General features: G+C 73.2%; 21 protein-coding genes and 3 tRNA genes. 8 read left to right on the top strand and 16 right to left on the bottom strand.

What is annotated here, in order from left to right:
- Nucleotides 1-27 precede the first annotated feature (27 nt).
- Complete coding sequence (locus tag IGA62_RS19625; protein ID WP_145819413.1) at nt 28-1,563, top strand: CYTH and CHAD domain-containing protein; 1,536 nt, start codon at nt 28-30, stop codon at nt 1,561-1,563.
- On the top strand, nt 1,560-2,429 hold the full coding sequence (locus tag IGA62_RS19620; protein ID WP_145819414.1) for an NUDIX hydrolase: 870 nt from the start codon (nt 1,560-1,562) through the stop codon (nt 2,427-2,429). Before IGA62_RS19625 ends, IGA62_RS19620 begins: the two co-directional genes overlap by 4 nt.
- A gap of 90 nt (nt 2,430-2,519) precedes the next feature.
- Here the strand turns inward: IGA62_RS19620 and IGA62_RS19615 are convergent, their stop codons facing one another.
- From IGA62_RS19615 to leuC, 3 genes are all read right to left on the bottom strand, one after another.
- The gene (locus IGA62_RS19615; RefSeq protein WP_186499996.1) at nt 2,520-3,284 is read right to left on the bottom strand and encodes an HU family DNA-binding protein; all 765 of its coding nucleotides are present in this window, start codon (nt 3,282-3,284) and stop codon (nt 2,520-2,522) included.
- A gap of 172 nt (nt 3,285-3,456) precedes the next feature.
- On the bottom strand, nt 3,457-4,044 hold the full coding sequence (leuD, locus tag IGA62_RS19610; RefSeq protein ID WP_145819416.1) for a 3-isopropylmalate dehydratase small subunit: 588 nt from the start codon (nt 4,042-4,044) through the stop codon (nt 3,457-3,459).
- A gap of 16 nt (nt 4,045-4,060) precedes the next feature.
- Nucleotides 4,061-5,506: a 3-isopropylmalate dehydratase large subunit gene (gene leuC / locus IGA62_RS19605; RefSeq protein ID WP_145819417.1), complete on the bottom strand. Its 1,446-nt coding sequence runs from the start codon at nt 5,504-5,506 to the stop codon at nt 4,061-4,063.
- Nucleotides 5,507-5,555: 49 nt separating this feature from the next.
- On the opposite strand from leuC, the gene IGA62_RS19600 reads away from it, so the two are divergent.
- Nucleotides 5,556-6,242: an IclR family transcriptional regulator gene (locus IGA62_RS19600; RefSeq protein WP_091458257.1), complete on the top strand. Its 687-nt coding sequence runs from the start codon at nt 5,556-5,558 to the stop codon at nt 6,240-6,242.
- 201 nt (nt 6,243-6,443) lie between these two features.
- Here IGA62_RS19600 and IGA62_RS19595 read toward each other — a convergent pair.
- From IGA62_RS19595 to IGA62_RS19580, 4 genes are all read right to left on the bottom strand, one after another.
- A tRNA-Glu gene (locus IGA62_RS19595) sits at nt 6,444-6,519 on the bottom strand.
- Nucleotides 6,520-6,668: 149 nt separating this feature from the next.
- Nucleotides 6,669-6,741, bottom strand: a tRNA-Glu gene (locus IGA62_RS19590).
- Nucleotides 6,742-6,880: 139 nt separating this feature from the next.
- A tRNA-Gln gene (locus IGA62_RS19585) sits at nt 6,881-6,952 on the bottom strand.
- A 129-nt stretch (nt 6,953-7,081) separates the two neighbouring features.
- Nucleotides 7,082-7,882, bottom strand: a complete 801-nt coding sequence (locus IGA62_RS19580) for a fumarylacetoacetate hydrolase family protein (protein ID WP_091458254.1) — start codon at nt 7,880-7,882, stop codon at nt 7,082-7,084.
- Nucleotides 7,883-8,033: 151 nt separating this feature from the next.
- Here IGA62_RS19580 and IGA62_RS19575 point away from each other — a divergent pair, with 151 nt between their 5' ends.
- Together IGA62_RS19575 and IGA62_RS19570 are read left to right on the top strand one after the other, a co-directional pair.
- A complete protein-coding gene (locus IGA62_RS19575) occupies nt 8,034-9,284 on the top strand; it encodes a hypothetical protein (RefSeq protein ID WP_145819418.1) in 1,251 nt (416 codons plus the stop codon).
- A 35-nt stretch (nt 9,285-9,319) separates the two neighbouring features.
- Nucleotides 9,320-10,201: a 3-methyladenine DNA glycosylase gene (locus IGA62_RS19570; protein WP_145819419.1), complete on the top strand. Its 882-nt coding sequence runs from the start codon at nt 9,320-9,322 to the stop codon at nt 10,199-10,201.
- A gap of 68 nt (nt 10,202-10,269) precedes the next feature.
- Here the strand turns inward: IGA62_RS19570 and IGA62_RS19565 are convergent, their stop codons facing one another.
- From IGA62_RS19565 to IGA62_RS19530, 8 genes are all read right to left on the bottom strand, one after another.
- Entirely contained in the window at nt 10,270-11,427 is a 1,158-nt protein-coding gene (locus IGA62_RS19565; RefSeq protein WP_145819420.1) for a cellulose binding domain-containing protein, read from the bottom strand.
- Between the two features lie 256 nt (nt 11,428-11,683).
- Nucleotides 11,684-12,289, bottom strand: coding sequence for a GNAT family N-acetyltransferase (locus IGA62_RS19560; protein ID WP_232624715.1), 606 nt, complete (start codon nt 12,287-12,289; stop codon nt 11,684-11,686).
- Nucleotides 12,290-12,343: 54 nt separating this feature from the next.
- Nucleotides 12,344-12,769 (bottom strand): alternative ribosome rescue aminoacyl-tRNA hydrolase ArfB, encoded by a 426-nt coding sequence (arfB, locus tag IGA62_RS19555; RefSeq protein WP_145819421.1) that lies wholly within the window; start codon nt 12,767-12,769, stop codon nt 12,344-12,346.
- A gap of 194 nt (nt 12,770-12,963) precedes the next feature.
- Nucleotides 12,964-13,827 carry a S1C family serine protease gene (locus tag IGA62_RS19550; protein WP_145822123.1) on the bottom strand — a complete coding sequence of 288 codons (864 nt, stop codon included), beginning with the start codon at nt 13,825-13,827 and terminating at the stop codon, nt 12,964-12,966.
- A 181-nt stretch (nt 13,828-14,008) separates the two neighbouring features.
- Complete coding sequence (locus tag IGA62_RS19545) at nt 14,009-14,968, bottom strand: VWA domain-containing protein (RefSeq protein WP_145819422.1); 960 nt, start codon at nt 14,966-14,968, stop codon at nt 14,009-14,011.
- A complete protein-coding gene (locus IGA62_RS19540; protein ID WP_145819423.1) occupies nt 14,965-16,056 on the bottom strand; it encodes a DUF58 domain-containing protein in 1,092 nt (363 codons plus the stop codon). Before IGA62_RS19540 ends, IGA62_RS19545 begins: the two co-directional genes overlap by 4 nt.
- Nucleotides 16,053-17,102 carry an AAA family ATPase gene (locus IGA62_RS19535; protein WP_190289186.1) on the bottom strand — a complete coding sequence of 350 codons (1,050 nt, stop codon included), beginning with the start codon at nt 17,100-17,102 and terminating at the stop codon, nt 16,053-16,055. The genes IGA62_RS19540 and IGA62_RS19535 overlap by 4 nt, the downstream gene beginning before the upstream one ends.
- A gap of 234 nt (nt 17,103-17,336) precedes the next feature.
- Complete coding sequence (locus tag IGA62_RS19530) at nt 17,337-17,834, bottom strand: hypothetical protein (RefSeq protein WP_145819424.1); 498 nt, start codon at nt 17,832-17,834, stop codon at nt 17,337-17,339.
- A gap of 335 nt (nt 17,835-18,169) precedes the next feature.
- Between IGA62_RS19530 and IGA62_RS19525 the strand changes: the two genes are divergently transcribed.
- Nucleotides 18,170-19,165 (top strand): endonuclease/exonuclease/phosphatase family protein, encoded by a 996-nt coding sequence (locus tag IGA62_RS19525; RefSeq protein WP_145819425.1) that lies wholly within the window; start codon nt 18,170-18,172, stop codon nt 19,163-19,165.
- Nucleotides 19,166-19,274: 109 nt separating this feature from the next.
- Here IGA62_RS19525 and cimA read toward each other — a convergent pair whose 3' ends face one another.
- Complete coding sequence (cimA, locus tag IGA62_RS19520; protein ID WP_145819426.1) at nt 19,275-20,855, bottom strand: citramalate synthase; 1,581 nt, start codon at nt 20,853-20,855, stop codon at nt 19,275-19,277.
- Nucleotides 20,856-21,197: 342 nt separating this feature from the next.
- Between cimA and IGA62_RS19515 the strand changes: the two genes are divergently transcribed.
- Both IGA62_RS19515 and IGA62_RS19510 read left to right on the top strand, forming a co-directional pair.
- Nucleotides 21,198-21,752 (top strand): peroxiredoxin, encoded by a 555-nt coding sequence (locus IGA62_RS19515; protein WP_145819427.1) that lies wholly within the window; start codon nt 21,198-21,200, stop codon nt 21,750-21,752.
- A 3-nt stretch (nt 21,753-21,755) separates the two neighbouring features.
- On the top strand, nt 21,756-22,286 hold the full coding sequence (locus IGA62_RS19510; protein WP_091458232.1) for a carboxymuconolactone decarboxylase family protein: 531 nt from the start codon (nt 21,756-21,758) through the stop codon (nt 22,284-22,286).
- Nucleotides 22,287-22,379 lie beyond the last annotated feature (93 nt).

The following is a 22,379-nucleotide window of genomic DNA, read 5'->3' as shown; positions in this document are numbered from 1 at the left end:
CCCGGTGCGCCGACATAGTCTGGGGCGATGGTCGAACAGGAGCGCAAGTACGCGGTACCGGCCGCCTTCCGGCTGCCGGACCTGTCCCCCGCGCTGCCCTCGGGCGGCCGGGTCGACAGTCCGGCTCCGGTGACGCTGGTCGCCACCTACTTCGACACCGCCGACCTGCGGCTGGCCCGCGCCGGGGTCTCGCTGCGGCACCGGGAGGGTGACGAGCCGCCCTGGACGGTGAAGCTGCCCACCACCTCGCCCGGGGTCCGGCACGAGATCTCCCGGCCGGGGGCGACCGACACCGTGCCGGCGGAACTGGCCGAGTTGGTCACCGCGTACCACCGGGGCGCGCCGCTGGTCGCGGTCGCCCTGGTCAGCACGGTGCGGGACCGCCGTGAACTTCGCGACGGCGACGGCGGGCTGCTCGCCGAGGTGGTCGAGGACCGGGTGACCTCGGTGGCCGCCGGGGGCGCGACCGGCACGGTCGACCTGAGCTTCCGGGAGGTGGAGGTGGAACGCGGCAGCGCCGACGCCGACCTGCTCGACCGGGTGGAGGCGCTGCTCACCACGGCGGGCGCGCGGCTGGCGGAGTTCGTTCCCAAGCACGTCAAGGCGCTCGGCAAGCCGGCGCGACGGGCCCCGGACCTGGTCGGGCCGGGCGAGCTGCCGGCGGAGCCGACCGCCGGTGACGTGGTCACCGAGGCGATCCGGCGCGGCGTACGCCGCATCCTCCGCTACGACCCGCTGGTACGCCTCGGCGAGGAGGCTGGCGACGTCGAGGCGGTCCGGAAGATGCGGGTCGGCACCCGGCGGCTCCGCAGCGACCTGCGCACCTTCGCGCCGCTGCTCGACGCCGCCTGGGCGGATCCGCTCGCCGACCAGCTGCGCTGGCTCGCCGGGGTGCTCGGCGAGGCCCGGGACGTCGAGGTGCTCCGCGACCGGCTGCGACGCACCGCCGCGGCCGACCCGGTCGACCCGCTCGACGCGGGCGCGCTGGACCGGCTGGACGCCGCGCTCGCCGCCCGGCAGCGGCAGGCCACCACCGCCGTCGCCGACGCGCTGCGCTCGCCCCGCTACCTCGCCCTGGTCGAGTCCCTGGTGGTGGCGGACCGCGCCCCCCGCCTCACCCCGAAGGCGGACACCCCGGCGGAGAAGGCGCTGCCCCGGCTGGTCCGGAAACCGTGGCGCCGGCTGGCGCACGGCACCGGCCGGCACGGCGGCGTACCCGCGCTCGACCCGCTCGGGCCGGACGAGCAGTGGCACGACGTCCGTAAGGCGGCCAAGCGGGTCCGCTACGCGCTGGAGGCGGTCGCCCCGGTGCTGGGTGCGGGCGCCGGCAAGCTGGCCCGGGCGGTCCGGGAGAGCCAGGCGCTGCTCGGCGCGCACCAGGACGCGGCCGTCGCCGCCGAGACCTGGACGGCGCTGGCCCTGGCACACCCCGACGACCCGACCCTGGCGGTGACCGCCGGTCGGCTGGCCGAGCGGGAGCGGGCCGAGGTCCGCCGGGCCCGCGCCGACCTCCCGGACACCTGGCGTCGGGCGGTACGCCGCCGGAAGGGCTGGCTGACATGAGCGTCATCCGGGCGGCGGGCGGGGTGGCGTGGCGTCCCGCCGTGGGCGGCGGGACCGAGGTGTGCCTGGTGCACCGCCCCCGGTACGGGGACTGGTCGCTGCCGAAGGGCAAACTCGAACCGGGCGAGCACCCGCTGCTCGCCGCGGTCCGCGAGGTCGCGGAGGAGAGCGACGTCCAGGGGGTGCCCCAGGTCCGCCTGCCGAGCGTCTCGTACCGCAGCGAGGGCCGCCCGAAGGTGGTCGACTACTGGTCGCTGCGGGCGGTGGCGGAGGGGGGCTTCCAGGCGGACACCGAGGTCGACGGGGTGCGTTGGTTACCGGTGGCGGCGGCGCTGGAGCTGGTGAACTACCCGCACGACGCCCAGGTGCTGCGCGCGTTCGCGGCCCTGCCGCCGGTGACCGGGGCGGTGGCGCTCCTCCGGCACGCGCAGGCCGGTGCCCGGGGCACCTGGTCCGGGCCGGACACCGCCCGGCCGCTCGACGCCACCGGTCGGGTGCAGGCGCGTACGCTCGCCCCGCTGGTGGCCGCGATCCGCCCGGTACGTCTCGTCTCCGCCTCGCCCCGCCGCTGCGTGCAGACCCTCGACCCGCTGGCCGAGCTGCTGGACCTACCGATCGAGGTGAACCGCGACCTGGACGAGCCGGAGCCGGGCCAGCAGCTGGTGGAGCGGGCCCTGGCCGCCGCGGCCCGGCTGACCGCGCTGGCCGCCGCCGGCGACCCGGTCGCGGTGTGCAGCCAGGGCAAGGTGATCCCGCCGGCCCTGGAGCGGCTGACCGGCCGTACGGACGACTTCACCACGGTCAAGGGTGGCGGCTGGCTGCTGGCGTTCACGGCCGACGGGGTGCTCCCACCCGACCGTCTCTGACGCCCCGACCGGTGCCGGGTCGGGTCCCGGGCGGCGGGCACGACGAAGGGCGCCCACCTCGACGGTGGACGCCCCTCGGTCGGTGCGGGATCAGCGGGTGGCGGTCTTCTTCGCCGGTGCCTTGCGGGCCGGCGACTTCTTGGCCACCGTGCTCTTGGCCGTCGTGGTGCCGGCCTTCTTCGCGGCGGTCGTCTTCGCGGCCGTGGCCGTCTTGCTCGCCGCCGTGGCCTTGGCGGTGGCCGCGCTCTTCTTCGCCGGAGCGGCCTTCGCGCCGGCCGCCTTGGTGGTGGCCTTGGTGCCGGCTGCCTTGGTGGCCGCCTTCGTCGCGGCCTTCGTCGCGGCCTTCGTGGCCGCCTTGGTGGCCGCCTTCGTCGCGGCCTTGGTGGCCGTCGCCGGGGCGGCCTTGGCCGCAGCCGTGGCCTTCTTCGTGGCGGTGGCCTTGGTGCCGGTGGCCTTCGCCCCGGTCGCCTTGGCACCCGTCGCCTTGGCACCGGTCGCCTTCGCCCCGGTGGTCTTGGCCGCCGCCGTCGTCTTCGCTGCGGTCGTGGTCTTCTTCGCGGCGGTCGTGGCCTTCGGCGCCTTGCCGCTGGCCACCATCTCCTTGAAGCCCGCGCCCGGCCGGAAGGTCGGCACGGATGTCTTCTTGACCTTCACCGCCTCTCCGGTGCGCGGGTTGCGGGCTGTTCGCGCGGCGCGTACGCGCTTCTCGAACGCTCCGAAACCGGTGATGGACACCTTCTCGCCCTTCGCCACCGCCGCCTGGACCTCAGCGAGGACCGCGTCGAGCGCCGCAGTCGCCGACTTCCTGTCCCCCAGGCGAGCGGCGAGCGCCTCGATGAGCTCGGCCTTGTTCACGACTTCCTCCCGATTGTGCAACTGACTCGACGCGAGCCATTCTGCGCGCACGGTATGCCCTCTGCTGCCCGGACACAAACATTCGGTGGAAAAAAGCCCTTGTGTCGTAACGGATTCGCCCCCGTCGGCCGAGGCGACGGGGGCGAAAACCAAGGCGTGAGTGCCCTTACGGCTACCCGAGGACGGGCAGGAACGGCAACCGGCGGGCCTCGTAGGCGCTGATCTCCGCCTCCTGGCGCAGGGTCAGTCCAATGTCGTCCAAGCCCTCCATCAGCCGCCAACGGCTGAAGTCGTCCATGGGGAAGGCCCAGGTGTCCGTCCCGACCCGGACCTCCCGCGCGGCCAGGTCGACGGTGACCGGAGTGGTCGGGTCGGCATCGAGCCGATCCCACAACTCTTCGACCGTCTTCAATTCCAGCTCGACCGGGAGGAGCCCCTCCTTCAACGCGTTGCCACGGAAGATGTCACCGAAGCGGGGCGAGATCACCGCCCGGAAGCCCCAGTCCCGCAGCGCCCACACCGCGTGTTCACGGGATGACCCGGTGCCGAACTCTGGGCCAGCGACGAGAATCGATGCCCCGGAATACGAGGAATCGTTCAGCACGAATCCCGGGTCCTCCCGCCACGCGCTGAAGAGGCCGTCGGCGAAACCGGTCCGGGTCACCCGCTTGAGGTACACCGCGGGAATGATCTGATCCGTGTCCACATTGGAGCGCCGCAATGGCACGGCGGTGCCGGTGTGCGTGGTGAACCTGTCCATCGTCCCAGTCATCCCTTCACAGGTCGGCCGGCGCGGCCAGCCGGCCGACCACGGCGGTGGCGGCGGCGACCGGGGGCGACACCAGATGGGTACGCCCGCCCCGGCCCTGCCGGCCCTCGAAGTTGCGGTTGGAGGTGGAGGCGGACCGCTGCCCCGGCGAGAGGGTGTCCGGGTTCATGCCCAGGCACATGGAGCAGCCGGCGAAGCGCCACTCCGCCCCGGCGTCGCTGAAGATCTTGTCCAGCCCCTCCGCCTCGGCAGCCTGGCGGACCGCGGCGGAGCCGGGCACCACCAGCATCCGCACCCCGTCGGCGACCCGCCGGCCGCGCAGCACGTCGGCCGCCGCACGGAGATCCTCCAGCCGGCCGTTGGTACAGGAGCCGACGAAGACCACGTCCACGGGCAGATCGCGCAGCGGCGTCCCGGGGCGCAGGTCCATGTACTCCAGCGCGCGGCGGGCGGCGGTCCGCTCGGCCTCGTTGTCGAAGCCGTCCGGGTCGGGCACCCGCTCGGCCAGGGGCGCTCCCTGGCCCGGGTTGGTGCCCCAGGTGACGAAGGGCGTCACCCGGGAGGCGTCCAGGGTCACCTCGGCGTCGAAGACGGCATCCTCGTCGGTGGGGAGCGTCCGCCAGTACGCCACCGCGGCGTCCCAGTCGGCTCCCTGCGGCGCGTTCGGCCGCCCCTGGAGGTACGCGAAGGTCGTCTCGTCCGGGGCGATCATGCCGGCCTTCGCGCCCCACTCGATGGACATGTTGGCGATGGTCATCCGCCCCTCCATCGACAGCGACCGGATCGCCTCCCCCCGGTACTCCACGATGTGGCCACGACCGCCGCCGGTGCCGACCTGGGCGATCAGCGCGAGCACCAGGTCCTTGGCGGTGACCCCGGGGCCGAGCTGACCGGTGACGTTGACCGCCATGGTCCTCGGGCGGGCCTGCGGCAGGGTCTGGGTGGCCAGGACGTGCTCGACCTCACTGGTGCCGATGCCGAAGGCCAGCGCCCCGAACGCGCCGTGGGTGGCGGTGTGCGAGTCGCCGCAGACGATGGTCATGCCGGGCTGGGTCAGGCCGAGTTGGGGCCCGATGACGTGGACGATGCCCTGGTTCTCGTCACCCAGCGGGTGCAGCCGTACGCCGAACTCGGCGCAGTTGCGGCGCAACGTCTCGATCTGGGTGCGGGAGGTCGGGTCCGCGATGGTGAGCAGGTCGCCCCGACGCTGGCGGAAGGCCGGGTCGGCGTACCCGGTCGGGGTGTTGTGGTCCTCGGTCGCGATGGTCAGATCGGTCCGGCGCACCCGGCGCCCGGCCAGGCGGAGGCCGTCGAACGCCTGGGGGCTGGTGACCTCGTGCAGCAGATGCAGGTCGATGTAGAGCAGGTCGGGCTCGCCCTCGGCGGATCGCACGACGTGCGCGTCCCAGACCTTCTCGGCCAAGGTCCTTGGCTTCGGAGTGACTCCCACCATCTGGACATCCTAAATTCTGGGAGGTAAATTTCGGCTTGTGGGACACAGTATGAGCGGTGTCGGCGTTCTCGACAAGGCGGTGGTCATCCTGGCCGCCTGTGTCGACGGCGCCAGCCTGGCCGAACTCGTTGATCGCACCAAGCTGCCGAGGGCCACGGCCCATCGGCTCGCGCAGGCGCTGGAGATCCACCGGATGCTCGTCCGGGACACACAGGGGCGGTGGCGGCCCGGTCCACGCCTCGGCGAGCTGGCCAACGCCGCGCCGGACGTGCTGCTGACCGCGGCGGAGCCGCTGCTGGCCGCCCTGCGCGACGCCACCGGGGAGAGCGCCCAGCTCTACCTCAGGCGGGCCGACGAGCGGGTCTGTGTGGCCGCCGCCGAGCGGGCCAGCGGTCTGCGGGACACCGTGCCGGTCGGCTCGGTGCTGCCGATGACCGCCGGTTCGGCCGCCCAGATCCTGCTGGCCTGGGAGCCGCCCGAGGCGGTGATGCCACTCCTGCCCCGGTCGAAGTTCACCGGCCGCACCCTCGCCGAGGTACGCCGGCGCGGCTGGGCGCAGAGTGTCGCGGAACGGGAGGCCGGCGTGGCGAGCGTCTCGGCCCCGATCCGCGACCGCACCGGACGGGTGATCGCCGCGATCAGCATCTCCGGCCCGATCGAACGCCTCGGCCGGCGCCCCGGCGAACGCCACGCCATGGCCGTCGTCCGCGCCGGCCAACGCCTCTCCGGCCTCTGACCCGCTCGTGTTGGTCATGAAGTGGACGGCGGTCCAGGAACCCGACGTCGCCGTCCACTTCATGACCAACAGCGGAGGCGGGCCGCCCCGAGGGTCGCGAACCTGAGCCCGGGAAACGGAGGCGGCGGGCCACCCCGGGGGCCGCGACCTGGGCCCGGGAAACGGAAAGGCCCGTCTCCCGGATGGGGAAACGGGCCGATATGGTAGCCCCGACCGGATTCGAACCGGCGCTACCGCCTTGAGAGGGCGGCGTCCTGGGCCGCTAGACGACGGGGCCAAGACTTTTCCTGCTTCACCACCCTGCCGGGCGGTGCCGCCGTAGTCTAACCATGTCCCCCGGGCCGGGTGTCGACCGGGTGGGACCGGGTAGACCCGGCAGAAGCGAAACAGCCCGCCCCGCTGACACGGGACGGACCGGTGACGCTGTAGCCCCGACCGGATTCGAACCGGCGCTACCGCCTTGAGAGGGCGGCGTCCTGGGCCGCTAGACGACGGGGCCAGAACTTCTTTCGCACCGCCACCCTCGCGGGCGGCGATGCTGCACTCTAACAGAGATCAACTTCCCGTCCCCACGTGGGAGGCGGGAGGCGAACTCCACCAGAATCCAGCGTCCGAGGCTCTCGCGAACCTCGGTTGCGCTGGGGTACCAGGACTCGAACCTAGACTAACTGAACCAGAATCAGTCGGGCTGCCAATTACCCCATACCCCATTGGTGCCTTGCGGCACCGGATCGGCACCTTGCGGCACCGGGGAGAAACTTTACTCCACCGGTGCCGGTAGGCCAAATCGGGTTACCGAAACCGCACTTGAGCTGCGGTTTCACCCTCCACACCGGCCATCAGAGCGAGACCACGGGGTTCGAGAGTTCCCCGATCCCCTCGATACGTACCGTGACGGTATCCCCGTCCAGGAGCGGACTAACCCCGGCCGGGGTGCCGGTCAGGACGACGTCCCCGGGCAGCAGCGTCATCACGTGCGAGATGTACGACACCAGGGACGGCACGTCGAAGACCATGTCCTTGGTCCGGCCCAGCTGACGGACCTCCATCTCCTCCGGGTCGCGTCCGACCTCGCAGCGGACCTCCAGGTCGCCGACGTCCAGCCCGGTGGTGATCCAGGGGCCGATCGGGCAGAACGAGTCGAAGCCCTTGGCCCTGGTCCACTGCCCGTCGTTGCGTTGCAGGTCGCGCGCGGTCACGTCGTTGGCGCAGGTGTAGCCGAAGATGGCCCGCTCGGCGGCGGCCCGGTCGGCACGCCGGGCACCCGGCGGCCCGATCACCACCGCCAGCTCCGCCTCGTGCTCGACCTGCTTGCTGAACAGCGGCAGCCGGATCGCGTCACGCGGCCCGATGACGCTGGTGGAGGGCTTGAGGAAGAGCAGCGGCTCCTTCGGCACCGCACTGCCGTGCTCGGCGGCGTGCTCGGCGTAGTTACGGCCGACGCAGACCACCTTGCTGGGCAGGATCGGCGAGAGCAGGCGGACGTCCGACAGTGCCCACCGGGCACCGCTGAACTGGATCTGCCCGAACGGGTGCCCCTCGATCTCGGCGATGGTGAGACCCTGCGGTCCCGCCCCCGGCTCCCCCTCGACGGCACCGAACGACATTCCCTTGGCATGAGCGAAACGAGCGATACGCACACCGCCAATCTAGCCCTGCCGCCCAGGCCACCGGCACCTCGCCACGGGCGGCGCAGCGTACCGACGACGCAGGTCGGGCGGATCGGGTTCGGCACTTTCCACCCGGGCGGGACGGCCACCGCCCTAGCGTCGGTCCGGGAGGTGCGTTCGTATGCCTGCATCGACACGGCCCCACCGGACCCTCGCGGTGCTCGTCCACTGCCTCGGTCTCCTCACCGCGCTACCGGCGCTGTCGACGCCCGACCCGCCCCGTGCGGCGGCCACACCGGCGACCCCGGGGGCGGCCCCGGCGGTCCGGGTGCGCGTCGCCCCCGCCGGCACTCCGGCCCCGGCCTACCGGATCGAGGTACGCAACGACGGCAACGCCCCGGTCGACACCACCGTGCGCCAGGAACTGCCGCCGGGCGCCACGGCGGCCACGGTCACCGCCGGGGGCCGGGCGACCCGACCGACCGGCGGGGCCGAGTCGGCCGAGGTCACCTGGCGGCTCACCCTCCCGGCTCGCAGCACGACGACCCTGAACACCGCGCTGAGCGCCGCCCCGGACCGGCCACTGACCGCACCGGCGTGCGCCTTCGACGGTGCCGGCGACCGGCCGTACGACTGCGCGACGGCGACCTGGCGGCAGGGCGCGGGGGACGGGGGCGGGGCCGACGCGACGCCGTTCTGGCAACGCCCCACCACCGCGCTGGCCGCAGGCGCGGCGCTGCTGCCGGTGCTGGCCGGTACGGGCTGGTGGTTGCGGCGCCGACGAAGCCGGCCGGACGAGCGGGCAGCCGGACGGTCCGGCACCCCCGACCCCGGCAGCCGACCCGACGGACGCCCGGACGGCCGGGGCACGGTGTACCCCCGCGTGGCGGTCCCGATGCCGGCGTACCGCCGCCGTAGGCCGCCGGTCTGGCTGGTGGTCGGGGTGGCCGCGACGATCCTGGTCGCGGTGGCCGGCGCGGCGACCTGGACCGCGACCAGGCGGGTCTCCGCGATCAACTCCGGCGCGCAGCCCACCAGCGGCGCGTGGACCGGGCAGGGCCACGCCGGCGCGCTCGGGGTGCCCCTGCGGGAGGCCGCGTTCGAGTTCACCGTCTACCGGATGGCCTGCGACCCGGCGGCGGACCGACGACGCTGCCAGGCGACGGTCGGCGTGCGCAACCTCACCCCGCACCAGCAGGTCTGGCACGGGGAACTCCAGCGGGCGTACCTGCCGGACGGCCGGTGGGTCACCACCGACGAACCGGCCACCCGAACGGCCAACCGGGGGCGGGACGTCTTCGCCGACCCCGTGGCGGCCGACCAGCGGATGGTGGTGCCGCTGGTCTTCACCGTCGGCGGAACGGAGCCGCCGAGACAGGTGGAACTGCGTAGCGGGGTGTTCTCCGCCGGGGTGCGGGTGGACGTGCCCTGACGGCGGCGCGGGGCGGCGGTCGTACCCTGGGATCCGTGACCGCCGCCCTCGCCACCGTGCTCGACGCGCCGACCTGGCGGGCCCGCCGCCGGGCGCACGAGGAGCGGGTCGACGCCTGGCTGGCCCCGCACCTGGCCCGGCGACGCGGTGGCGTGCGGCACCCGGTGGAGGACTTCCTCTTCACCTACTACTCGCACCGCCCGGCCCAGTTGCGCCGCTGGCATCCGGGGGCCGGCGTGGAACTGCGGGACGCCGAGCCGGCCGAGTTCGGCCCGGACTACCGCGCCACCGCCGCCGGGGTCACCCTCGACGTCGACGCGGTACGCGCCCGCCGCGCCGGGTCCGTCGACTGGATCCGGGACCTGCTGGTCGCGACGGCCGGGCGGCCGGCGCACCTGGGCTGCTTCGGCATGCACGAGTGGGCGATGGTCTACCGGCAGCCCCAGGACGAGGTACGCCACAACGCCTGGCCGCTGCGGCTCGGCCCGGAGCGGACCGCCGCCGTCGTCGACGAGCGGGGCGTCCGGTGCAGCCACTTCGACGCGTACCGGTTCTTCACCGCTCCGGCCCGGCCGCTGAACGTGCTCAACCCGACCCGGGAGAGCCAGCACGACCTGGAGCAGCCGGGCTGTCTACACGCCAACATGGACCTCTACAAGTGGGCGTACAAGCTCGCGCCGCTGGTCTCCGCCGAACTCGTCGCGGACTGCTTCGCGCTGGCCCGCGAGATCCGCACCCTGGACATGCGGGCCAGCCCGTACGACCTGGCCGCGCTCGGGTATCCGCCGGTCCGGGTCGAGACGCCGGAGGGCCGGGCCGAGTACGTCACCGCCCAGCGTGGCTTCGCCGAGCGCGCCGCCACGCTCCGCGCCCGCCTGCTCGCCGCCCTGGAGACGCCGGGCGCTTCGCGGCCCTGAAGGAGACCGCCGTCGTGGACCGGGGCCGGGTGAGCGGAGGCCCCGCCGGGCCGGCGGGGCCTCGGTGCTCAGCTCGCCGTGCAGGTCACCGTGGGCACGACCGGGGTGCCCGTGGTGCCGCCCAGGAAGCCGAAGGTCGCCTCGGCAGCAGGGGCGAGAGACCCGTTCCAGCTCACGTTGCGGGCGGTGACCGACGTGCCGGTCTGGGCCAGTTCGGCGTTCCACGCCTGGCTGATCCGCTGGCCGTCGGGGAGGGCGAAGGTCACCGTCCACCCCCTGGTGGCGACTGATCCGGTGTTGCGGACCGTCACCTCGCCCTGGAAACCGCCCTGCCACTGCCCGACGATCCGGTAGCCGGCGGTGCACCCGGTGCCCGAGGTCGGAGTCGGCGTGGGCGAACCGGTCGGTGTGGGGGTGGCGGTCGGCGTGGCCGTGGGGGTGGCGGTCGGCGTGGCGGTCGGGTCCGGGGTGACGTCGGAGAGGGCGGCGGCCAGCGCCGGATACCAGCGGTCGGACATCTTCTGGTCGCCAGCGGCGTTGGGGTGCACCCCGTCGTAGGTGTCGGTGGCGGTGTCGAAGCCCGTCCACTGGTCGACCACCACGACCGGGGACCGCGCCGTGGTCTTCCCCGCCGCCCAGCCGTCGATCGCGGCGTTCAGGGCCACCGCCCGCTGCCCGCACCCGGCGCAGGTCGGTGGGGCCAGCGGGATGATCTTCGCGACGAGCACCCGCATCTCCGGGTTGCTCTCCCGCATCTGGTCCACCAGCGTGGAGTACGCGGCCAGGATGGTCGCCGGTGGGATGCTGCTCCACACGTCGTTGGTGCCGAAGTGCATGAGGACGATGTCGGGGCGGGTGGCGGCGAGCCAGCCGGGCAGCAGCTTCTGGTTGGCGACGTTGGTCACCAGGTAGCCGCCGTGGCCCTCGTTGTCGCCGTCGTGGGGCTGGCCGCAGCCCTGCGGACCGAGGGTGCCGACGAAGTCCACGTCGGTGTGGCCGGTGGACTGGAGACGGTTCCAGAGGATGGCACGCCAGCAGCCGGGCGAGCCGGTGATCGAGTCGCCGAGCGGCATGACGCGTACCGGGGACGCGGCGACGGCCGGCCCGGTGGCGGACACGGCGACGGCCGGGCGGGCGGGCGACGCGGCGACCGGGCCGAGCAGCACGGTGAGTGGGACGGCCACGAGGGCCGCGAGCAGGGCCGGAAGGAATGACCTTCGGAGCATGGTGGAGGGACTCCTGTCACGTGACGTGGAACGTACGGTGACGGCCCTGATGCTCCCGGGGACATTCCACCAGAGAGCCGCCCCACGCTCAACGCCCTCCCAGCAGCCGGGCCGCCCTCCGCCGGTTCGCTGCGCCTGGATGTTTTGCAGGGGGTGGGTGTTTGCAGGGGTGGGTGGATGCAGGGGCCCCCTGCTCGACAAAAAGCGGTAACAAGGGTCCCCTGCTACCACCTCAGCGGCAGCGGCAGCGGCTCCGTCAGCGCTCGGGGTGCCCCCGGTGCGCCGTCCACTCGGGAGCCAGGATGGACATGACCGTCGCGTCCACCCAGCGGTCCCCGTTGCGCGACACGTCCCGCAGCACGCCCTCGGCGACGAAGCCGACCTTCTCGTAGACCCGGCGGGCCCGGGGGTTGAGGTGGTACACCTCCAGCGAAATCCGGTGCAGGCCGAGCCGCTCGAAGCCGTGCCCGACGACGAGGCGTACCGCCTCGGTGCCGAGGCCACGGTCGCGCCCACCGGGGCCGATCAGCGTACGGAAGTTGCAACTGCGGTTGTGCGCCTCCCACTGGTTGAGCACCACCTCGCCAACGCACGCTCCGGTCGCGCGGTCCACCACCGCCAGGTCGAGCCGGTCGGTCTGCGCGTTACGGGTGCCGTACCACTGGCGTAGCCGTTCCTCGTCGTGCGAGACGCCGATGCTGCCGGTGAGCCGGATCACCTCCGGATCGGCCAGAGCCGCGCACAGCGCCGGCAGGTCGTCGTCGACGAAGGGGCGCAGCACCACCCGTTCCCCGGTCAGCGTGGGCTTGTCGGCGAAGCCGGGGACACGGTCGGGCGCGGCGGCCACGGGATCGGTGTGCACCGGCCGATCCTCGCCAGCGCCGTTCACGCCGCCAACCGGTTTCCCGAAGGGCCGTCAGTCGCCGTCCACCCGGCGGTTGCGTTTGACCTGCGAGCGGCGCTTCTTCTCGTCCAGCCGACGCTGTTTCGCCGCCCGGGACGGGCGGGTCGGCCGGCGGGACGGCGGCGGTGGGGCGACCGCCTCGCGCAGCAGCGCGGCCATCCGTTCCCGGGCGGCCTCGCGGTTGGCCAGTTGCGCCCGGTGTTCGCTGGCGGCCACGGTGAGGACCCCGTCGACCAGCCGCCCGGCGAGCCGCTGGAGGGCCCGCTCACGCAGGTACGGCGGGAGACTCGGCGAGGCGGCGACGTCGAAGCTCAGCTCGACCCGCGAGTCGGTGGTGTTGACGCCCTGACCGCCCGGCCCGGACGACCGGGAGAACCGCTCCCGCAGTTCCGCGCCGGGCACCACCAGCCGGTCCGTCACCCGCAGTCCGTCGTCCATGTCCCGAGGCTAGTCGTCCGCGTGGCGGGCACGCGCGCCCATTCGACCCGGCCCGCCCACCGGCCCACCGGCCCACCGGCCCGCTGACTCGCCGGCCAGCCGGCCAGCCGGCACGCCGGCCCACTGACCCGCCGGCTCACCGGCCCGCTGACCCGCCCGGCCCGGCTGGCGGCGACCCGGCGCGCCGGTCACGGTCAGCCGCCCCGGCCGATGATGGTGTCGGCGGTCTGCTGGACCTGGTCGATCGGGATGGCGAAACCGATGCCGATCGAGCCGTTGCCGTCGATGGTGGCGATCGCGGTGTTCACCCCGACCACCTCGCCCCGCGCGTTGACCAGCGGCCCGCCGGAGTTTCCGGGGTTGATCGAGGCGTCGGTCTGCACCGCCGTGTGCCGGTTGTCGCCGAGTCGCACCTGACGGTTTAGTGCGCTGACGATGCCGGCGGTCACCGTGCCGGAGAGGCCGAGTGGGGAGCCGACGGCCAGGACCGGCTCGCCGACCCGGGTCGAACCCGGTTTCGCCAGCGGCAGCGGGGCCAGCCCGGCCGAGGCCGGCACCCGCAGCACCGCCAGGTCGCTGCGCGGCTCCCGGCCCACCACCTGGGCCGGGACGCGACGGCCGTCGGGCAGTTCCACGGCCACCACCCCACCGCCCCGGGCCAGGATGTGGTCGTTGGTGATGATGTGCTGCTGGTCGTCCACGGCGAACCCGGAGCCGGTCGCGCCCCGGCCCCTACCGTCGACGACCAGCACCGATACCACCCCGGGCACGGTCCGCTCGGCGGCGGTGACCAGTTCCGCCGGCACCGGCGCGGCCGTGGCCGCCGGTGATTCGGTCATCTCGTCCAGGTTGGCCACCCAGCCGCCGGCCACCGCGCCGGCACCGGTGGAGAGGGCCACCACCGCCGCCGCGGCGGCGAGCAGCCGCCCCGGGGCGTCCGGGCCACGCCGGTCCGGCCCGGACGCGGGTACGTCACCACGGGGACGCCCGTCCGGGTCCAGTTCGGGTGAGACGAACCAGGGTCCACGCGGCTCACCGAGTCCGGTCTGCACCGCCATACGTCCGCTCCTCATGTGTTGTCCGCTCCTGCCGTCCGTCCATCCGCCGGCTCCCCGGCTCGTCGCACCGGCACACCCGCCGCCTGTGCGCCGTTCCACCGCTGCGTCCGGCTCGTCGCACCGGCACCGCCCGCCGCCTGTGCCGTTGCACCGCTGCGTCCGGCACGGCGGTACGGACCGGTCAGGGCAGTCGGGAGAACCACCGCATCGAGCCGGCCGCCGCGCCCATGGCGAGGATCAGCCCGAGCCCGATGAAGCGGGCCGACACGTCCTGCCGCACCGTCCGGTACCCGACCGAGGTGCCGATGTCCTCGTAGACGGCGCGCAGTTCGTCGCTCGTGCTGGCCTCGTGGAAGCCGCCGCCGGTCTCCTCGGCGACCGCGCGCAGGGTCTGGCCGTCGACCGGCACCTGGATGGGCCGGCCGCCCCGGTCCACGAAGCCGCTCGGGGTGCCGAACGAGATGGTGTGCACCGGCACCTTGGCCGTCACCGCGTCGCCGGCCGCCTCGATCGGGTCCTTGCCCGAGGTGTTCGCCCCGTCGGAGAGCAGGATGATCCGGGCCGGCGGCGGGTCCTTCACCGCCTGGCTGTCCAGCGCCCGGACCGCGCCGAGGGAAGTGTTGATCGCCTCGCCGATCGCGGTGCCCTGGACCCCGGTCGCCCCTTCCACCAGCCGTTCGATCCCCTCGTGCAGCGCCTCCCGGTCGGTGCCGGGCGGGACCAGCACGGCGGCGCTGCCGGCGAAGGCGACCAACCCGACGTTGAACTCCTCGGGCAGGCCGTCGACGAACCGCCGGGCCGCGTGCTTCGCGGCGGTCAACCGGTCCGGCTCGACGTCGCTGGCGAGCATCGAGGTGGAGACGTCCACCGCCACCATCACGGTGGCCCGTTCCCGGGGTACCCGGACCTCGGCGGTCGGCCGGGCGAACCCGACCACCAGCAACGCCAGCATGGCCAGGAAGAGCCCGGCGGGCAGGTGCCGCCGCCAGGTCGGCCGCTGCGGCGCGACCCGGTCGAGCAGGCGCAGGTTGGTGAACCGTACGGCGTAACGGCTGTGCCGGCGCTGCGCCAGGACGTACGCGACGACGAGCGCGAGCACGCCGAGCAGCAGCCAGAGCCGGACCGGGGACTGCCAGATCACACGCCACCTCCTCCGGTCGGGACGCCGCGGGCGGCCGGGGCGAGAGCCAGCCGGCGCTGGGCGTGCACGTGCCGGACGATGTCCGCACCCCAGTCCCGGTCGGTCCGCAGCGCCAGGTGCGCCGCCCCGCACCGGCGCAGCGCCCGGCGGACCTGCTCCCGCTGGGCGGTCGCCGCCCGGGCGAACCGGTCCCGCAGCACCGGGTCGCCGGTCCACACCTCGCGACGCCGTCCGGTCTCCGGGTCGACCAGGGTGATCAGTCCGACGTCCGGCAGTTCCAGCTCGCGCGGGTCGGTCACCTCGACGGCGAGCACCTGGTGCCGGACGGCGAGCCGGCGCAATGCCGGTTCCCACCCGGCCTCGGCCCACGGGTCGTCGGGGAGGGCGTCGAGGAAGTCGGAGACCACCACGACCAGCCCTCGGCGGGGGGCGAGGCGGTGCACCGAGGCCAGCGCCTCGGTCAGGGAGACGGCGTCGGCCGCACCGGCGGGCCCGGTGTCGGACGGCACGCCGGCCGCCGTGGTGGGTCGCCCGGACGGATCCGGTACGGCGGCGGCCCGGTCGCCGCGCGGGGCGGCGAGCAGCGTCCGGAGCAGGTTGACCAGGTGCCGGCGTCCACCCCGGGCAGGGAACCGGCGTACCCCGTCACGGGTGAGCACCTGGGCGCCGAGCCGGTTGCCGGCACCGGCGGTGAGGAACCCGACCGCCGCGACCGCCGCCACCGCCAGTTCCCGCTTGTCGAGGTCGGCGGTGCCGAACTCCATGCTCGGGCTGGCGTCCACCAGCAGCCAGGTGGTCAGTTCCCGGTCGGCGTCGACCTCCCGTACGTGCGGTACGGCGGTGCGGGCGGTGACCGCCCAGTCCATCCGGCGTACCTCGTCCTCGCCGGGCCGGTACTCCCGGCTGCCGGCGGTCTCGCTGCCCGGCCCGGGGAACAGGCCCCGGTACTGGCCGTGCAACAGTCCGTCGAGCCGGCGGGTGACGGTCAGCTCCAGCCGGCGCAGTCGCTGGTCCGGGGTCAGCTCGGCCAGACCCGGGTCGCGCTGCGCGGAACCGGCCGGCAGCGGCGGGCGGCGGGCCCTCTTCATGCCGCCGCCAGGTCGGGGGCGACCGGTCGGCGGCCGGGTGCGATCCGGGGCGGGGGTACGGCCTCGACGAGCCGGTGGACCAGCGCCTCGGCGGACACCCCGTCGGCGACCGCGTCGAAGGAGAGCACCAGCCGGTGGGCGAGCACGTCCACCGCCAGCTCCCGGACGTCCTCGGGGACGACGTACCCGCGACCGCGCAGCAGGGCCTGGGCCCGGGCGGCGGCGACCAGGCCGAGGGTGGCGCGGGGGCTCGCGCCGTACGACAGCATGGGGGCGAGTCCGGGCAGGCCGAAGCGTCCCGGGTCGCGGGTGGCAAGAATGAGCCGGACGACGTACTCGGCGAGGGCGTGGTGCACGAAGACGTCCCGGGCGCGGGCCTGGAGGGTGCGCAGCCGGTCGGGGTCGAGCACCCGGCGGGGACGCGGCCGGGCGGTGCTCATCCGGTAGAGGATGGCCAGTTCGTCGGCGTCGTCCGGGTAGTCGACGACCACCTTCATCAGGAACCGGTCCCGCTGTGCCTCGGGCAGCGGATACACGCCCTCGGACTCGATCGGGTTCTGGGTGGCGAGCACCAGGAACGGGTCGGGTACGCCGAAGCTGCGCCCGCCGATGGAGACCTGCCGTTCGGCCATCGCCTCCAGCAGCGCCGACTGCACCTTGGCCGGCGCGCGGTTGATCTCGTCCGCGAGCACCAGGTTGGCCATGATCGGGCCGAGTTCGACGTCGAAGGTCTCCCGGGACGCCCGGTAGATCCGGGTGCCGACGATGTCCGAGGGGACCATGTCGGGGGTGAACTGGATCCGGGAGAACGTGCCACCGACCACGGTGGCGAGGGTCTGCGCGGCCAGGGTCTTGGCTACGCCCGGCACCCCTTCGAGCAGACAGTGCCCGTCCGCGACGAGCGCGGTGAGCAGACGCTCGACGAGTCGGTCCTGCCCGACGATCACACGTTTGACCTCGTGGAGGATCTGTTCCAACTCGATGCCGGGCGCGGGGGGATCGTCCGGGCTGGGCACGCTGGCCAGGGTGTCCGAGATGTCCGTCACGGTGCTTGCTTCCCGGGGCACCGCCACGACAAACGTCGGAATCTGAGCCGCTAACCTCGCTTTTCCCTCTCGAACGGGACGAGTTTCGCCGACCCGGCGGCCCTCCCCGACAGCCGACAGCCCCGTCCGACAGCCGACAGCCCCTTCCGACAGCCGGCGGCGCCGGCCCCCGTGGCGCAGGGGGCCGGCGCCGGTCGGGTGACCGACTCCGGCCACCCCCACGCCGTGCCGGGGTCAGCCCGTCACGTGCAGGTGGAAGGGCCGGTCCGCGGCGGTGCCGCTGGAGTTGCGGGTCTGGACGAAGACCCCGGTCGTGATGCTCAGCCGGGGCGCCACCGAGATCTCACCGTTCGCCGGGACGCAGCAGTCCGCGGAGTCTCCGAGGGTGGCCACGTAGGCACCGCGGGAGAGGACACGGTTGAACAACACCTCGTACTGGCCGACGCCGTACCGGGTCACCGAGACCACGTCCTGCCCCCGGGCCAGGACGCCGTTCGACCGGACGACGGCGAAGGAGACGGTGGTGGCGAGGGTGCCCGCGTCCTGCTTCAGCGCCTCCTGCGCCTTCCGGGCCGACTCCGGCGACAGCGGTGGCTGCTGACCCTGCCGGACCGCCGGCTGGGCGCCGCTGCCCTCGTTGGGCTGGGCGACGGCGATCCCCCCTCCGGCCAGGCTCAGCCCCAACACGGCGAGCGTCACCGCGACCGCCTTACGTGAGAACATTTTGGCCATGACAGATCTCCCTTGCTTCAAGCGAGGCGAGTAGAGCCGTTCCGCATTTCGTGGAACGGATTGTTGCCGGATCGCAGGGTCGGGAAAAATAGCGCAAGGCAGTCCCGACCGGGCAGAGTTTCTCGGGTCTACACCAGCATTGACCTGGTTAAACTACGGAGAGTATCGGCTCCAGCCACAGAGGAAAGTGGCACCACAAAATGCGCCTGGTCAATACCTGACCGTGGCTTTGGATGCCTTTTCAGCACCCTGCGGACAGCAGATGGTGAAACGAAGAACCGTTCACGAAACCACGTGGTGACCGGGCGCGGAGCGGGGGCGGCTACCGTGTCGGGATGACCGCAGGCACCGAGGGCCGACCGACGACCGGGTTACGACGCCAGGGCACCCTGCTCTGCTGGCTCGCGGTCACACCGGGGCTGGCCTTCGCCGCCGTCCGCCTGCCCGGACTGGAACGGAGCGCGCTCGTGCAGGCGGTGGCCTTCACGCCGTACGTGGCGGCCGGAAGCGTGCTGCCCCTGGTGCTCGCGCTCGCCCTGCGGCGACGCGGCCCTGCGGTGGTCGCGGCCCTGACCGCGCTGGCCCTGGCGATCGTGGTCACGCCCCGGGTCCTGCCCACCGGCCAACCGGCCGCCGACGGACCGACGCTCCGGGTGCTCACGGCCAACCTGCTGGCCGGCGCGGGCGACACCGGGCGGCTGGTCGACCTGGTGCGCAACGGGCGCGTGGACGTGCTGGCGGTGCAGGAGTTCACCCCCGACGCGCAGGCCGAACTCGACCGGCTCGGCCTGACCGGGCTGCTGCCGTACCGGCAGCTCAACCCCGAGGTGGGCACCACCGGCTCCGGGCTCTACGCACGCTTCCCGCTCACCGAGGTCGGCATCCGGCGCAACGTCGGCTTCGGCTTCAGCCAGGCGTACGGCACCCTCAGCGTGCCCGACGCGCCCCCGGTACGGGTCGAGTCGGTTCATCCGGCGGCCCCGTACGCGCCGTCGGTGGTCCCGGACTGGCGGACCGACCTCGCCGCCCAGCCCTCGGCCACTCCGGACGGGCAGCTGTCCGTCCTCGCCGGGGACTTCAACGCCACCCTGGACCACGCGCCGCTGCGGGACCTGCTCGACACCGGGTACGTCGACGCGGCCGACGCGGTCGGCGCCGGGCTGACCGGCACGTGGGGCCCGTACGACGGGGACCCGATCCCGCCGGTCGCCATCGACCACGTGCTGGTCGACCGGCGGATCGCGGTCCGCTCGGTGGCGGTGCGCCCGCTGCCGGGCAGCGACCACCGCACCGTCCTGGCCGAACTCCGCCTGCCCGGCCGCACCGCCTGAGGTGGTAGCCCCGCCTGAGGTGGTAGGAGGGGACCCCTGTTACCGCTTTTTGTCGTGCAGGGGACCCCTGCTACCACCCATCACCGCCCCGGCCCGGCCCGGCGCGGGATCAGACGTGTGCGCGGTCGAGACCGTAGGTGAGGGCGTCGACCAGGGCGTGCCAGCTCGCCTCGACGACGTTGGGGTGCACGCCGACGGTGGTCCAGTCCCGGCCGGCACCGGTGGTCTCCACCAGCACCCGGGTGACCGCGCCGGTGCCCTGGCTCCCCTCCAGGATGCGCACCTTGTAGTCGGCCAGCCCGAAGTCGCGCAGCTCCGGGTAGTGCCGGGCCAACCCGACCCGCAGCGCCTCGTCCAGGGCGTTGACCGGGCCGTTCCCCTCGGCGGTGGCGATCACCCGCTCTCCCCGTACCCGGATCTTCACCGTCGCCTCGGAGACGACCGCGCCGTCCTCCCGGTGTTCGACGATCACCCGGTACGACTCCAGCGTGAACGGCTTCGCCGGGGCGTGGTCGGGCAGCTCGGAACGGACCAGCAGCTCGAAGGACGCGTCAGCGGCCTCGAACGACCAGCCGCCGGCCTCCAGTTCCTTGACCCGGTTGGTGACCCGGGACAGCGTCTCCGGACGGCCGGCCAGGTCCAGCCCGAGCTCGCGGCTCTTGAGCTCGATGCTGGCCCGGCCGGCCATCTCGGTGACCAGGATCCGCATGTCGTTCCCCACCACGGCGGGGTCCACATGGTTGTAGAGCAGCGGATCCACTTTGATCGCACTCGCGTGCAGCCCCGCCTTGTGAGCGAAGGCGGCGGCCCCGACGTACGCCTGGTGGGTGTCGGGGGCGATGTTGGCGATCTCGGCGATGGCGTGCGAGACGCGCACCATCTGTTCGAGACACCCGTCCGGTAGGACGGGGATCCCGAGCTTGAGCTGGAGGTTGGCGACGACCGCGAAGAGGTCGGCGTTACCGGGGCGTTCGCCGTAGCCGTTGGCGGTGCCCTGGAAGTGCCGGACCCCGGCCTCGACGGCGGCGACGGTGTTGGCGACCGCGCAGGCGGTGTCGTTCTGGCAGTGGATGCCGAGCCGCTCCGGGCCGACCCCGGTGCGGGCGGTCAGGTCGACGATGGCGGCGGTGACCTGGGAGGGCAGCATGCCGCCGTTGGTGTCGCAGAGCACCATCACCTCGGCCCCGGCGTCCAGGGCGGTCTCCACCACCGCCGCGCCGTACGCCGGGTCGGCGCGGTACCCGTCGAAGAAGTGCTCCCCGTCGACGAAGACCCGGCGTCCCTCGGCGACCAGGTGGGCCACGGTGTCCCGGATCATGGCGAGGTTCTCGGCCGGCGTGGTCCGCAGTGCCCGTTCGACGTGCCGCAGGTCCGCCTTGGCGACCAGCGCGATCGCCGGGGTCTCGGCGTCGAGCAGGGCACGGACCTGCGGGTCGTCGCCGACCGCGACCCCGGCGCGGCGGGTGGCACCGAACGCGACCAGCAAAGCGTGACGCAGGTCGAGTTCGGTGCGGGCCCGGCGGAAGAACTCGGTGTCCTTGGGCACCGCGCCCGGCCAGCCGCCCTCGATGAAGCCGACGCCGAACTCGTCGAGCAGCCGGGCCACCGCGAGCTTGTCGACCACGGAGTAGCTGATTCCCTCGCGCTGGGCACCGTCGCGCAACGTCGTGTCGTAGACCTGGTACGTCATGGGAGACCTTTCTGGAACCAACAAAAAGACCCCCCGCGGCATGCGGGAGGTCTGCGCGCTCGGCGGAGGGTTGCCGGCGCGCTAGGTGCCAATAATCAGGGCGGTCCTGGTCACAGTCCGTACTCTGCCACCCGCGCACCGAATCTGGGAGGCAAAATCCACATCGCGGGACGGCGGGTGGCGGCGGGCCACTCCGGCGGGCGACGGCCGAACGCCTGATCGGGGCACCCAATCGGTGATCGACTTCACAAGTGGCCCGGCCGCCGACCACCCGACTTGAGACTGCGGCAAAATCTGGAACCAGTCCAGTTACGGACCCGCGCCGCATGTCAAGGAGGACCTGTGCTCACTGTCGGTGACCGCTTCCCGGAGTACGAACTCACCGCCTGCGTCTCCCTGGAGGCGGACAAGGCGTTCGAGACGATCAACCACAAGTCGTACCAGGGCCAGTGGCGGGTCGTCTTCTTCTGGCCGAAGGACTTCACCTTCATCTGCCCGACCGAGATCGCCGAGTTCGGCCGGCTGAACGGCGAGTTCGCCGACCGCGACGCCCAGGTCCTCGGCGTCTCGATCGACAACGAGTTCGTCCACTACGCCTGGCGCAAGGACCACCCGGACCTGCGTGAGCTGCCCTTCCCGATGCTCAGCGACATCAAGCGCGAGCTGACCGAGGCCTGCGGCGTGCTCGGCGAGGACGGCGTGGCCCAGCGCGCCACCTTCATCGTCGACCCGAACAACGAGATCCAGTTCGCCATGGTCACCGCCGGTTCCGTGGGCCGGAACGTCTCCGAGGTGCTGCGGGTGCTCGACGCCCTGCAGACCGACGAGCTGTGCCCGTGCAACTGGAACAAGGGCGGCGACACCCTGGACGCCACCAAGCTGATGGCCGGGGCCTGACCGATGGGCCTCGACGCCGTCAAGGCGGCTCTGCCGGAGTACGCCAAGGACATCAAGCTCAACCTCGGGTCCACGGTCGGCACCTCGACGCTGAGCCCGGTCCAGGCCTGGGGTACCGCGCTGGCCTGCGCGGTGGCCGCCCGCAACCCGGTGGTGCTGCGCGAGATCGCGGCCGAGGCGGCCGACCACCTCAAGCCGGAGGCGGTCGAGGCAGCCAAGGGCGCGGCCACCATCATGGCGATGAACAACATCTACTACCGGTCCAAGCACCTGATCGGTGACGAGTCGTACGCCTCGATCCCGGCCCGGCTGCGGATGCAGATCATCGCGAGGCCCGGGGTGGACAAGGGCGACTTCGAACTCTGGTGCCTGGCGGTGTCGGCGATCACCGGGTGCGGGGTGTGCCTGGAGTCGCACGAGAAGACCCTGCGCGGGTCCGGTTTCACCCGGGAGCAGGTGCACGAGGGGCTGCGCATCGCCGCCGTGGTGCACGCCGCCGCGGTGGCGCTCGACGCCGAGGCAGCGCTGGGCTGACGCCACGCGTCCGCCCGGTGTGTGGACTCCGACCGGGGCCGTCCGACCAGTGGACGGCCCCGGTCGCGTCGTCTCCGGGGCATTCCGGGTCTC

This window comes from Micromonospora sagamiensis, assembly GCF_014680085.1.
Classification (GTDB): Bacteria; Actinomycetota; Actinomycetes; order Mycobacteriales; family Micromonosporaceae; genus Micromonospora; species Micromonospora inyonensis.
Note: the sequence above shows the minus strand (reverse complement) of the source record. Positions and strands in the feature narration are given on the sequence as shown.